This is a genomic window from Algoriphagus marincola DSM 16067 (assembly GCF_000429405.1).
GTDB classification, from domain to species: domain Bacteria; phylum Bacteroidota; class Bacteroidia; order Cytophagales; family Cyclobacteriaceae; genus Algoriphagus; species Algoriphagus marincola.
This window is the reverse complement of the sequence record NZ_KE386897.1, coordinates 181,462-194,214: the sequence shown is the minus strand read 5'-3', so window position 1 is coordinate 194,214 and position 12,753 is coordinate 181,462. Positions and strand designations below refer to the sequence as shown.

Sequence of the window (12,753 nt, the reverse complement as noted above, 5' to 3'; positions counted from 1 at the left end):
AATGAATATACTCTTGCTAGGAAGCGGAGGCCGGGAACACGCCTTCGCATGGAAAATTACACAAAGTCCAAAATGTGATCAACTTTTCGTAGCACCCGGAAATGCCGGGACTGCCCAAATCGCCACCAATCTTTCCATGGGAATTGCTGATTTTGAAAAAATCAAAGAGGCCGTCCTTCATCATAAAATTAACCTGCTGGTAGTAGGCCCCGAGGAGCCCTTGGTCAAAGGTCTGGTAGACTTCTTAGCTCAAGATGAGAAAACCCGAAATCTACCGGTCGTAGGCCCCTCCAAACTGGGAGCCACTCTCGAAGGAAGCAAGGACTTTTCCAAGCGATTTATGCAAAGGCACCGAATTCCTACCGCTGCCTACGAAACCTTTGACGCCAATCAAATTGAAGAAGGTCTGGCATATCTGGAAAAACAAAACCTTCCTATCGTATTAAAGGCCGATGGATTAGCTGCCGGAAAAGGGGTATTAATTTGCCAAACATTGGAAGAGGCTAAGGACTCCTTGAAGGAGATGCTGCTTGACCAAAAATTTGGCGAAGCTTCTGCAAAAGTTGTCGTGGAGGAGTTTTTGACAGGAATCGAACTCTCTGTATTTGTGGCGACAGATGGTAAAAGCTATCGAATTCTGCCGGAGGCCAAAGACTACAAAAGAATTGGGGAAGGTGACACAGGACTGAATACGGGAGGCATGGGTGCTGTGAGCCCCGTGATCTTTGCCGATCAGGAATTTATGTCTCTGGTGGAGGATCAAATCGTTAAACCCACGATTGCAGGCTTGGCAATCGAAGATATTCCATACAAAGGCTTCCTTTTCATCGGATTGATGAATAAGGCAGGCAAACCCTATGTAATCGAATACAATGTACGGATGGGCGATCCCGAAACGGAAGCTGTCCTACCCCGTATCGAAAGTGACTTTCTGGATTTACTTTGGGCTATAGGCACTGAAAACTTGAAAGACTATAGCTTAGAGATTTCACCTGACTATGCGACCACGGTAGTGATGGTAAGCGGTGGATATCCGGGAAGCTATCAAAAAGGGCATCCAATTAGCCTTCCCGACGATGCTCAGAATGCAATTATTTTCCATGCTGGTACAGGCAGGAAAGAAACTGGTGAACTAACCAATCAAGGTGGAAGAGTCATTGCTGTCACGGGAAGAGGAAAAGATTTAGAAGAATCCCTTCAAAACACCTTCCAAGCGGTCAGTAAGATCTCATGGAAGGATCATTACTTCAGAAAAGATATCGGGCAGGATATCTTAAAATTGATCAAGTAAACCCAAAACTAATCGGAGTTTAAAAACTCTGTATACATATATGTCAGGATGTAGTAGCTGCTCCACCTCCTCAGGAGGTACCGGCGGCTGTCAAAATAACGGCAGCTGCGGCACGAGCGATTGTAATAAGATGAATTCTTTCGACTGGCTTGCCCACATGGGCATCCCGACCGTCGATAATTTTGATATAGTGGAGGTAAAGTTCAAAGGTGGTAGAAAGGAATACTTTCGAAACGTGGATTACCTTGATCTTCACACCGGCGACCCGGTAGTCGTGGATGTCCCGAGTGGACACCACATTGGCTATGTGTCCCTACAAGGTGAACTGGTACGACTTCAAATGCAAAAAAGGAAGATTCGGGACGATGACAACATCACCCGAATCTATCGAGTTGCTAATGAAAAAGACATCGAGAAATGGGAAGAAGCCAAAAATAGGGAGGTTCCCTCTCTTTATCGGTGCCGACAAATCATCCAAGAACTAGGCTTGAAAATGAAACTCTCCGATGTTGAGTTTCAGGCAGACAACAGCAAGGCTACTTTCTATTATTCCGCAGACGAGCGGGTTGATTTTAGAGAGTTGATCAAATTACTGGCTGGAGAATTCAAAATCCGGGTAGAAATGCGCCAAATCAGCCTTCGACAAGAAGCCGGAAGACTAGGTGGCATCGGAGTTTGTGGTCGGGAGCTTTGTTGCTCGACTTGGTTGGTTGATTTCAAAAACGTCAGTACCTCGGCAGCCAGATATCAGCGATTAAGTTTGAACCCGGCCAAATTAAGCGGACAATGTGGCCGCTTAAAATGCTGCCTCAACTATGAGCTTGACACCTACATTGAAGCTATCAAACACATCCCAAATGTAGAACGTCCGCTACAGACCGAACAAGGTCCTGCCAAGTTGCAGAAGACGGATATTTTCAGGAGAATGATGTGGTTTAGCTACAACAATGATAATGATTGGCACAGTATCACCTGTGATCGGGTAAATGAGATTTTGGAATTAAATGAGCAGGGTAAAAAGGTCTTTAACCTTCAGGTAAATGAATCTACAGAACTCGAGGATATGGCTGCTAAAAGCACCCTAGAGCTTGAGCTTTTGGATAAGAAGTTTGCCAAAAAGAAAAAGAAGAAGAAAAGCCGTAATCGCCCAAGAAACCAAAATCAATCAGGCGCCAATCCGAATCCTCAAAAGGAAGCTTCCAAACCGCAGAATACTCCTCAAAATAAAGGGAATCAACCTGCTGGACAAGCTGGACAAGGTCGTAGAAAAAATCCTAGGAGAAAGCCAAAACCTAGACCGGATAATAACAATCAAGCGAATACTGCTCCAAAAGCTCAGCAAAAATCACCTGAGAATGGAGGAAATAGCGGAAATTCTAAACGAAAATTTCCGCCTAGGAAAAATCAAAAGCCAAATGATAAAGGGAACAACAATGAGTAACCGCATCCTTGCTGGGCTGATTCTTCTTTTGGCTTTTACATCTTGCGTGGATAAGCGAGTCTATGAGGATTTTCAAAAGTTACCCAGCCAAGGTTGGTCTGCACAGGACAGTTTGATTTTTGAAATTGGTGAGTTGCCTGAGAGCTTTGGGCCAAATCTGATCGGAGTCAGGTTTAAGGAGGATTATCCCTACGCCAATATTTACGTCAGATTGATCACTCAAGACTCTTCCTTACAGACTTTGGAGAATCAATTGATCAATCTAACGCTATTTGACATAGATGGAGAACCGATGGGTGAAGGCTTTGGCAGTACTTACACCCTCTATGATACCCTTCCTTTCAAAATCCAGTCAGGGACAAATCAAGTCATTCTGCTTCAGTATATGCGTGAAGCAGAACTCAAAGGAATAGAAGCTATTGGACTGAAGATCCTGAAGTAATTTCAGGATCTCATTTTTTTGTAGGCATTGATGAGGCCATTAGTCGAGCCATCATGTGAGCTGACTTCTGCATCGGATTGTAATTCAGGCAAAATACTACTAGCCAAGACTTTTCCAAGCTCTACCCCCCACTGATCAAAACTGAAGATATTCCAAATGACACCCTGAACGAAAATCTTATGCTCATACATGGCAATGAGCATTCCTAGATTGTAGGGCGTGATTTTCTTGACCAAGATCGAGTTGGTAGGTCTATTTCCTTCGAAAACCCGATGTGCTGCCACCCTGTCAATTTCCTCCACTGATTTGCCAGCTTTATTCATTTCTGACCGGACTTGCTCAAGAGACTTTCCATTCATCAATGCCTCCGTTTGTGCAAAAAAGTTGGAAAGTAGCTTCACATGATGATCACCGATCGGATTATGTGAAATCGCAGGGGCAATAAAATCACAAGGAATCAGGTGCGTACCCTGGTGAATGAGCTGATAGAAAGCATGCTGACCATTGGTCCCAGGCTCTCCCCAAATGATAGGCCCTGTCGAATAGGATACGCGCTCTCCATCTCTCGAGACATATTTACCGTTGCTTTCCATGTTTCCTTGCTGGAAATAGGCAGCAAAACGATGTAAATACTGATCATAAGGCAAAATCGCTTCCGAAGTGGCACCAAGGAAATTTGTGTTCCAAATCCCGATCATCGCCAAAATCACCGGAATATTTCGATCAAACATGGAATTGCGGAAATGCTCATCCATGCTATGGGCCCCGGCTAGCAGCTTTTCAAAGTTGTCAAAGCCTATCGCACAGGCAATCGGCAAACCAATGGCGGACCAAAGTGAGTACCTACCTCCTACCCAATCCCAAAACTCAAACATGTTTTCAGGATCAATTCCAAAGGCCTCAACGCCTTTTTGATTGGTAGAAAGAGCTACAAAATGCTTTGCTACGGCTTTCTCATCTTTAGCATGATCCAGAAACCAATTCCTTGCAGTATGAGCATTGGTCATGGTCTCCTGTGTGGTGAAGGTCTTCGAAGCGATGAAAAAGAGAGTAGTCTCAGGATCTACTTTTCGAAGCGTCTCTGCGATATGAGTACCATCAACATTGGAAACGAAAAAGATTTCAAGGTTTTCAGATTGGTAGGGCTTCAAAGCCTCCGTCACCATGACAGGACCAAGGTCTGAGCCACCGATTCCGATATTTACCAGGCTTTTGATAGGTTTTCCGGTGTAGCCCAACCACTCTCCTTTTTGGATTTTAGTGGAAAAGACTTTCATCTTCTCCAATACTCGGTTGATTTCCGGCATCACATCTTCTCCATCCACATAAACTGGATGACCTTTTTGATTTCTAAGGGCAGTGTGGAGTACAGCCCGGCCTTCCGTACCATTGATGGCCTCACCAGTAAACATGGACTCAATAGCCTTGTGTAATTCACACTCTCGAGCTAAATCTAAAAGAGTATCAAAAATCTCCTCATTCAGTCGATTTTTAGAGTAATCAACAAGAGTGTCTTCTAGAGAAACACTAAATCGTTCAAACCTTTCAGGTTCCTGAAAAAGCTCTGAAATGGAAAGATTTTTATATTTTTCGGATAAGTCTTTAAGTCTTTTCCAAGCGTCGGCCTGAGTTGGGTTAATCTGTCTCATGATAGGTTTGATAGCAAGTGACAAAAATAAGAGATATCCTTTTGGAATGAAGGAAAAATAGGAATAGACTTAAATTCTAATTTAAAAAACACTTTTTCATCAGATTGATTCGACACTCTATGATTGACCTTCTCCTTAAGATTTTTAGTTTGCTTATCATCTTGCTGACTTTTTTGCCGCTACTCAAGTCTGTGAAATGGTGGATTCGTGTCTTTGATTACCCAAGGCTTCAAAAGTTGGTTTTACACTTACTCTTGATCATCTTATGGGTTGCCTCGAATAATGATCCTTCTTTTGAAACATGGATTTGGGTAGGATCTTTGACTCTTTCTGCAATCTATTTGACCTATCAAGTATGGCCTTTTACATTTTTTGGTAAAAAGATGATTGAATCCGTGAAATTTGATGAAAATAGCGGTTTACACGTCCTAGTTGCCAATGTGTATCAGGATAATAATCAACACCTTAAGATTTTGAACCTCATTCAAAAACAAGATCCTGATATCGTTTTTTTGGTGGAGACAAATCAAAACTGGGCCGATTCTCTAGAAAAGCTGGATCAGATTTATGATTATTCAATCAAAATCCCTCAGGAAAACACCTATGGCTTACTTTTCTACAGTAAGCTACCCATTGTACGGAAAGAAATTCACTACCTGGTAGATCCTGATATTCCATCCTTAGAACTGGATTTGGAGCTCAAAAATGGACAGCTAATCACTATCTATGCAATTCATCCTACTCCTCCCGTACCGGGTGAAAACGAGGAAAGCACTGATCGGGACGCCGAAATTCTGATAGTAGGCAAAAAATCAAAAAAGAATCCAAAGCCTTCCTTGGTAATCGGGGATTTGAATGATGTGGCATGGAGCTATACCACTGAATTATTTCTCAAAATCTCCGAAATGGCCGACCCTAGACGGGGAAGAGGAACTTTCAATACTTTCCACGCGAAAATCCCGTTTTTACGCTGGCCTCTAGATCATGTATTCCTGAGTAAGCATTTTGGCTTAGCTGCATTGGAAGTTCTTCCGGGGATAGGATCGGACCATTTCCCCATCAAGCTAAAAGCTGTGCTTACAAAAAGCAATGACACAGAAGTACTTTCGGCGAATGGGGATGAAAAAAAAGAAGCCCGTCAGAAAATATCTAACGGGCGAAACTCTTAAAATAATATTTTAGCTTATCAATTGCCTTCTGCTTCCTTCGCTTCTGCTTTGGCTTTTCGCTTGAATCCCTTTCTGAAAGGCCAGGTATATTCCAATGCCTCCATGCCTCTGTTCAAGTTATAGGTAGCAGAATCTGTGTTTTCCAGCGTACTTTTCAAAGTCTGAGCAAACTCAGGATCATTAAGCAATAGTCCTAATGCATTATCCTTATCATTTAACTTCTCAGAAATTTCAGTCAATTTCTGCGTTAAAACCTCCGTGTTTTCCGCTGAAGTCTTGAAGCTTTCAAGTGTAGCGCGAAGATCCTTCGCTATCTGCTGATCTGTGGCTAGATCGTTGAAAAGATTTCCCTCTTGGTTGATCTTAGAAGTGAAATCATTCAAGCCTGCGAGCATCTGATTACTGGTTCGGCTAGCCCTATCCAGATTGGAAAGAATAGAACGGAAATTCTCAGCCAAAGTACTGTCCGTCATCACAGCACCGACAATTCCCTCTCCTTGGGCCAATTTCCCAGTTAAGAGTTTAAGGTCATTTGTGATCTCAACCAAGTTTTGATTGTTTTCCTGCAGGGTCTCCATCATCTTATCGGTATCGAGCGGCATCACTGCCTCCAGTCTGTCTCCATCCTCGACAGGCGGAGCAAGGGTCGTACCTCCATAGATGACAATAATCTTATTTCCAATCAATCCATCAGAACTGATCGTGGCTTTGGAGTCTTTGCGAATGAATTCAGCTACAGCCTCTTCCACATTCATTTCGATTTCCACTTGGGAATCCCCGTAGAAATTGATTTTACGAACAGTACCGATTTTCACCCCTGAAAACCAAATGTTATTTCCTGTCTGAAGTCCTCCGATATCGTCAAATACAGCCTTGAGGCCGATCGATTTGACAAACTTTTTCTGCTGACCTCCTAAGGTCAATACGCCAGTTACCAAAATGGCGATACCCAGAAAAACAAAGATTCCGACGATTACGGAGCGTTTATTTTCGCCTCTCATGTTTCTGTAAAATTATAATCGTAAAATGATTTAATACGCTGGTCAGTGGCTCGAGGAAAAACCTCATCGAAGGTTCCTTCTGCTCTAAACTGACCGTCAAGCAATACTGCCATTCGGTCTCCCGTCATTTTAGCACAGGTCAAGTCATGCGTGATCACAATGGAAGTGGTCTTGTATCTCTCCCGCACCTCATTGATGAGGTTATTGATCTCCACACAGGTGATCGGATCCAAACCAGCTGTCGGCTCATCATAAAGCATGATTTCAGGATTGAGAATAAGCGTTCGGGCAACACCGATTCGCTTCTTCTGTCCTCCAGAGAGCTCAGATGGCATCTGATTGATGGTCTGCGGAAGTCCTACAGCATCCAGGAGTTCCTCGATACGGTAGGTGATTTCCTTCTTCGTCAGATTCTTGATATTTCTGACCAATGGAAACTCCATATTTTCGCGCACGGTCATGGAGTCATACAAGGCTGAGTTTTGGAATGAAAATCCAATTTTAAGCCTAAATGCATTCAGGTCCCTTTTGCTCAAGGTAGATACTTCTTTACCAAGAACCTCCATGGTCCCTTCATCTTGCCGCAGCAATCCCACCATGATTTTGATCAAAACGGATTTACCCGTACCGGATCTGCCTAATACAACCACGTTTTCCTCACGGAAAAGATCCAAGTCAACCCCTTTGAGGACATCCAGGTCACCAAAGCTTTTATGCAAATTGCGGATATGTACTACTCTTTCTGACATGCTTACATTCCTCTTATTGCGTTTACAATCTGAAGAGCAAGCAACTCTTCAATAAAGATCAAGAACATGGATATTACCACCGCTGAATTGGCTGCACGCCCTACTCCCTCAGTACCTTTGGATGAATTATATCCCTTGTAGCAGCCTACAATACCAATGGTGAAGCCGAAAAGGAGTGATTTGAGTACGGAAGACCAGATATCAAGAAAAGAAACAGATTCGAAGACCTGCACGAAAAAGGTGGATAAACTCACCAGTTCATTGGCGTTTACATTGAGAAAGGAACCTATCAATGCCACAAAATCAGTGTACATCACCAAAATCGGGATCATGAAGGTAGTTGCCAAAACTCGGGTAACTACCAGAAACTTGAATGGATTGGTCGCCGAAACTTCCATCGCGTCAATCTGCTCTGTCACTTTCATGGAGCCAATTTCCGCTCCGATACTCGAACCGACCTTACCCGCAGCAATCAAAGCGGTTACCAATGGCCCCATGGCACGCACCACTGCAATAGAAATCAATGATGGCAACCAAGAAGTCGCACCAAACTCAGAAAGAGAGGGTCGAGACTGATTAGTAAATACAATCCCTACGATGAAACCTGTGAGGGAAATCAAGGGAAGAGACTCCACTCCAATGCGATAACACTGATGGATAACCTCTTTGAATTCGTACGGAGGAAGGAAAACCTCTTGCCAAAAACGCTTGACAAAGTTCCAGGCATCTGCTAAACCCTTGAAAAACTTGTCAATCTTTTTTGAAATAAATGGTTTTCGGTCGCTTGCTTCTCCAGCCATAGGAAGCTTAATCTATAAGTTTTTACAAAAATACCCGCTAGGAGTAGTGCAAAGAAAACAAAAATCTAACCAAGGGGCGTAAGAATGTTTGGTTTTTTATGAAGGGCGAATAGACTTGACAATAATTAACATCGAAGAAGAATCCATTGTCTTTCACTTTCAGAAATTGTTTGCTAAGGTGAAAGTTTCTAGAACCATTATCAGTAAAGCCCAAACTGATGTCAAATTCCAAAGATTAAAGACGGCTTTGATGATCTTCCTATCGGCTAATAAAATCACTAATTCGAGGATGATTATAGGGATAGAAAGAAGGCAAAACTCTGCTCAAAAAGGATGGATATTCGACAAGAATTTAAGGTGAGTTTTGGATGAAAAGAATAGCGTGAAAAGGATCAAATTATTTTTCAAATCAACCGCCAATCATAGACAAAATTTCCTGCCATTTTTCCTCCGAAAGAGGCTTTTCGAAAAGGCCTTTTACCTGAGGAAAATCTGCTGTTTTTAATCGATCTTCAGAAGTGGCATGTCCAGTCAAAAACACAATTGGAGCCTGAGAAAGGCTAGCGATTTTAGATAAGATTTCCCAGCCTGTTTCCTCCTCCAAATTGAGATCTGAAATGATCAAATCCACTTGATTATTTTGGAGCCAAGTCATGGCTTCAGTAGGGGCGAGGAAAGCGTTAAATTCCCAAGAAGGAGCGTACATCATGAGTTGTTTTTTAAAAAGTAAATGCTGAATCCGATCATCATCTATCAAAATAAGCTTGGGCATTCTTTGTGGTATTTTATGAAAAAAGAGAAGATCCGCAGATCCGAACTGAGTAGGGACAAAATTATTCTGAATTTTTTAAGGAAAAAGAGAAATCAACATAATTTTTCATTTTTAGATTTATCTAAACAATTTAGATTAGGGTAATTTTGAATAGTCTAAAAGTGTTTTAAAATATTTGAATTCAACTATTTAAGACATCTGATCAAAAGTGAAAATTGAATTAAAAAATTGAAGTAATTCTCAAAAAACTGATTTACATTGATTGAAACTAATGATATCCATGTCAAGGATCAGGCCAAAATTCGAATAAAAAATATCCTGATAGATTTCTCCTATAAACCGTATTTTGTGCTCGAATTTAAATTGAAACACATGGAGCAAGTAGCGCCAAAACCTAAGAAACGAAACCAACTAATCCGCTTTTTGATCTATCTCAGAAATAGATTTGACCTGCAGGAAGGTAAGGAAGACGAGCTAGAAACGATCGAGTATATCCGTAAAAACGTAGAGTTTAAAGGAGCTAATTTATGGATCCTGATCTTCGCTATTTTTGTGGCTTCCGTAGGTCTCAATGTCAACTCCACTGCGGTGGTTATTGGAGCTATGCTTATCTCCCCTTTGATGGGTCCGATCATGGGTATCGGTATGGCTGCAGGCATCAATGATTTCGAGCTTTTGAAGCGCTCCCTTCGCAACCTGGGAGTGGCTGTTTTTATCTCCATTTTGACCTCTACCATTTACTTCCTTTTCACTCCACTGGATGATGCCCAGTCCGAACTTTTGGCACGGACAGAACCCACCATTTGGGATGTGCTGATTGCACTCTTTGGCGGGCTCGCCGGGATCATTGCCGGCTCCCGAAAAGAGAAGAGCAATGCCATTCCCGGAGTTGCCATTGCCACTGCCCTTATGCCTCCACTCTGTACAGCAGGCTATGGCTTGGCCACCTTGAACTTTTACTACTTCTTTGGAGCCTTTTACCTATTCTTTATTAATTCGGTATTCATCAGTCTTTCCACCTATCTGATTGTTCGCTTTATGCGCTATCCCAAAAAGGAATTTCTGGACGAGAAAAAAGAGAAGCGGGTTCAAACCTATATTACTGTATTTACGCTTTTGACCATTATACCTAGTGTCTACCTAGCATACGGCATTGTAGTGCGTACCATTTGGCAGGAACAGGCTAGACGTTTTGTAGAAGTAGAGATGAAATTCCCAAGAACGCAGGTCCTCAATGCGGAATATGAATTTTCTACCAACCCTAGAACGATCGAAGTGATGCTGATCGGTGAAGAGCTCAATCAGGATATTTTGGATATTGCTACTGCAAAGTCAACTGAATACAATCTTGAAAATACAGAGGTAATCATCAAGCAAAGTGGCAACTCCCCCACTGACATGAATGTCCTGAGATCAGATATTCTCAAAGACCTGTATGAGCGAAATGAGGAAATCATTCGAAACAAAGATGAACGGATTGCCCTTCTGGAAAAGGAGGTCGCAAACTATGGGCAGATTCGGGCTTTGGGGCCAGAAATAGCTCAAGAGGCTAAAGTTAATCATCCCAATTTGCGTAAATTCACCTTAAATCGAACTGTATTAAGTGATTTGGATTCTGCAAAAACTGATACCTTGCTGATGGCTTTTGCGCAATTTGGAAGGAAACCATCCAAAGCCGAAACCGACAAACTTCTAGCCTGGCTGAAAGTCCGTACAAAATCAGATACCGTTGCACTTATACTCCAATAAACTGTCTTCATTATGAAAAAGCTAACTATCGCCTGCTTCCTTATAGTTGGTTCAGCTATTGGCGCTATTGCGCAAAACAGCCAATATGATGAGAAACTTGCCCAAGAACTCGGAGCTGATGACTATGGAATGAAAAAATATGTCATTGCCTTTCTATACCGGGGAGAGCGAGTTCAGGAATATAGCCCTGAGAAACGAGCAGAACTTCAGCGAGGACATTTGGACAATATCACCAAGTTGGCGGAAGAAGGAAAAATGGTTCTTGCAGGTCCTTTTTTCGGAAATGAAGAACTGAGAGGCCTCTTTTTCTTCAATGTAGCATCCATCGAAGAAGCTCAGCAACTCACCGAGACCGATCCGGCGATTCAGGCAGGCATTTTGAAAATGGATCTAAAAGAATGGTACGGTTCGGCTGCTCTTCCCTTACTCCTCGAAATGCATAGCAAAATTGCCAAAGAGGATATCTAGGATAAATGAAAGCTTAAAATAGTGAGAAGGATAATTTATCGGTGAGCAACTCCAAAGCACGGATGGCTTTAACCGAGTTTCCTTTTTCATTTAACTCAGGACTCCACACGGCTATGCTGAACTTATGGGGCATGACTGCGGCCACGCCTCCTCCTACCCCACTTTTGCCGGGCATCCCTACCCGATAGGCAAATTCCCCCGCCTCATCATAAAAACCGCAGGTGAGCATAATCGCATTGACACGGCGGGCATGGCTTTCCGAGAGGATTTGCCTATTTGCAAAAATCGAATAGCCATCATTGGCAAGAAAAGAGAAGGATTTGGCCAAGTCCACACAATTCATTTCCATCGCACAGTGGGAAAAATACACGTCCAATACCTCCTCGACCGGATTATCGAAGTTTTTATAAGATTTGAGAAAATATGCCAAAGCAGTATTTCGCTCCCCGTGATTTTTTTCAGAATCCTTGACAGCTTGATTGATTGCCACGCAGTTTTTACCCGATATCTCATTGATAAAATCCGTGATTTGTTTTGTGGGTTGTTCATATTTGCTGCAAAGCGCATCAGTGATGACTAGCGCTCCAGCATTGATAAAAGGATTTCGAGGGATCCCTTTTTCATACTCCAGCTGCGCAATGGAATTGAAAGGATTACCGCTAGGCTCCACATTGACGCGATACCAAAGCTGTGTATTAAATTTATGAAAAACCATCGTCAGGGTATGCACTTTACTGATACTTTGAATCGAAAAAGTCATTTGATAGTCACCCACCCCAAAAACGTTTCCATTCAGGTCTACCAAAGCTATTCCAAACTGCTCTGGATGAATATCAGCCAACTCCGGGATGTAAGTAGCAACTTTACCCCGTAGATTTTCTTGCTGAACTTGATGGTAAACCTCTTCGATGATTTCTTGATAATCCATGAAAGCAAAATTGGGAATATCCTAAGGAAATGGAAGTATTAGTCACTATATTTTATCCTAGCCACTTTTAGCGTTAGTTTACGGTAGACAGGTTTCCAACTTTAAATTATATCCACCTGAGTGAGGACACTCACGTGGGCGGAAGTGAGAAAAACTCAGGTGGGCATAGAAAAGTGCCCCAGAATCTTAGCGGTAATCCTTTTTTTTTAGTTATAAATATTTAAGTTTAATCAATCAAAAAATATCATTAAGAAAAAAACACCTTACTTTAATTGTCAGTATTTCAGGTTTTGA

Annotated in this window: 12 protein-coding genes; 6 read left to right on the top strand and 6 right to left on the bottom strand. The window is 42.3% G+C overall.

All coding sequences use genetic code 11. The annotated features are described in order from the left end of the window. Position 1: 1 nt before the first annotated feature. From purD to G457_RS0115920, 3 genes are all read left to right on the top strand, one after another. A complete protein-coding gene (gene purD, locus G457_RS0115930) occupies positions 2 to 1,291 on the top strand; it encodes a phosphoribosylamine--glycine ligase (protein WP_026947348.1) in 1,290 nt (429 codons plus the stop codon). 130 nt (positions 1,292 to 1,421) lie between these two features. Next, complete coding sequence (gene ricT / locus G457_RS0115925) at positions 1,422 to 2,732, top strand: PSP1 domain-containing protein (RefSeq protein ID WP_035484132.1); 1,311 nt, start codon at positions 1,422 to 1,424, stop codon at positions 2,730 to 2,732. Further along, complete coding sequence (locus tag G457_RS0115920) at positions 2,725 to 3,174, top strand: gliding motility lipoprotein GldH (protein ID WP_211230237.1); 450 nt, start codon at positions 2,725 to 2,727, stop codon at positions 3,172 to 3,174. The genes ricT and G457_RS0115920 overlap by 8 nt, the downstream gene beginning before the upstream one ends. A gap of 2 nt (positions 3,175 to 3,176) precedes the next feature. On the opposite strand, the gene pgi is transcribed toward G457_RS0115920, so the two are convergent. Continuing rightward, positions 3,177 to 4,823 (bottom strand): glucose-6-phosphate isomerase, encoded by a 1,647-nt coding sequence (gene pgi, locus G457_RS0115915; protein ID WP_026947345.1) that lies wholly within the window; start codon positions 4,821 to 4,823, stop codon positions 3,177 to 3,179. Between the two features lie 119 nt (positions 4,824 to 4,942). On the opposite strand from pgi, the gene G457_RS0115910 reads away from it, so the two are divergent. Beyond that, positions 4,943 to 5,992, top strand: coding sequence for an endonuclease/exonuclease/phosphatase family protein (locus tag G457_RS0115910; protein ID WP_035484131.1), 1,050 nt, complete (start codon positions 4,943 to 4,945; stop codon positions 5,990 to 5,992). A gap of 17 nt (positions 5,993 to 6,009) precedes the next feature. Here the strand turns inward: G457_RS0115910 and G457_RS0115905 are convergent, their stop codons facing one another. The 4 genes from G457_RS0115905 to G457_RS0115885 form a co-directional block, all read right to left on the bottom strand. Then, complete coding sequence (locus G457_RS0115905) at positions 6,010 to 6,993, bottom strand: MlaD family protein (RefSeq protein WP_026947343.1); 984 nt, start codon at positions 6,991 to 6,993, stop codon at positions 6,010 to 6,012. Then, positions 6,990 to 7,742: an ABC transporter ATP-binding protein gene (locus tag G457_RS0115900; RefSeq protein WP_026947342.1), complete on the bottom strand. Its 753-nt coding sequence runs from the start codon at positions 7,740 to 7,742 to the stop codon at positions 6,990 to 6,992. Before G457_RS0115900 ends, G457_RS0115905 begins: the two co-directional genes overlap by 4 nt. 2 nt (positions 7,743 to 7,744) lie before the next feature. Continuing rightward, the gene (locus tag G457_RS0115895; RefSeq protein ID WP_026947341.1) at positions 7,745 to 8,542 is read right to left on the bottom strand and encodes an MlaE family ABC transporter permease; all 798 of its coding nucleotides are present in this window, start codon (positions 8,540 to 8,542) and stop codon (positions 7,745 to 7,747) included. Between the two features lie 409 nt (positions 8,543 to 8,951). Continuing rightward, positions 8,952 to 9,314: a response regulator gene (locus tag G457_RS0115885; protein WP_026947339.1), complete on the bottom strand. Its 363-nt coding sequence runs from the start codon at positions 9,312 to 9,314 to the stop codon at positions 8,952 to 8,954. A 372-nt stretch (positions 9,315 to 9,686) separates the two neighbouring features. On the opposite strand from G457_RS0115885, the gene G457_RS0115880 reads away from it, so the two are divergent. Both G457_RS0115880 and G457_RS0115875 read left to right on the top strand, forming a co-directional pair. Then, on the top strand, positions 9,687 to 11,063 hold the full coding sequence (locus G457_RS0115880; RefSeq protein WP_051260884.1) for a TIGR00341 family protein: 1,377 nt from the start codon (positions 9,687 to 9,689) through the stop codon (positions 11,061 to 11,063). A gap of 12 nt (positions 11,064 to 11,075) precedes the next feature. Next, on the top strand, positions 11,076 to 11,531 hold the full coding sequence (locus G457_RS0115875; protein ID WP_026947337.1) for a YciI family protein: 456 nt from the start codon (positions 11,076 to 11,078) through the stop codon (positions 11,529 to 11,531). A 13-nt stretch (positions 11,532 to 11,544) separates the two neighbouring features. Here G457_RS0115875 and G457_RS0115870 read toward each other — a convergent pair whose 3' ends face one another. Then, positions 11,545 to 12,459, bottom strand: coding sequence for a glutaminase (locus G457_RS0115870; RefSeq protein WP_026947336.1), 915 nt, complete (start codon positions 12,457 to 12,459; stop codon positions 11,545 to 11,547). Positions 12,460 to 12,753 lie beyond the last annotated feature (294 nt).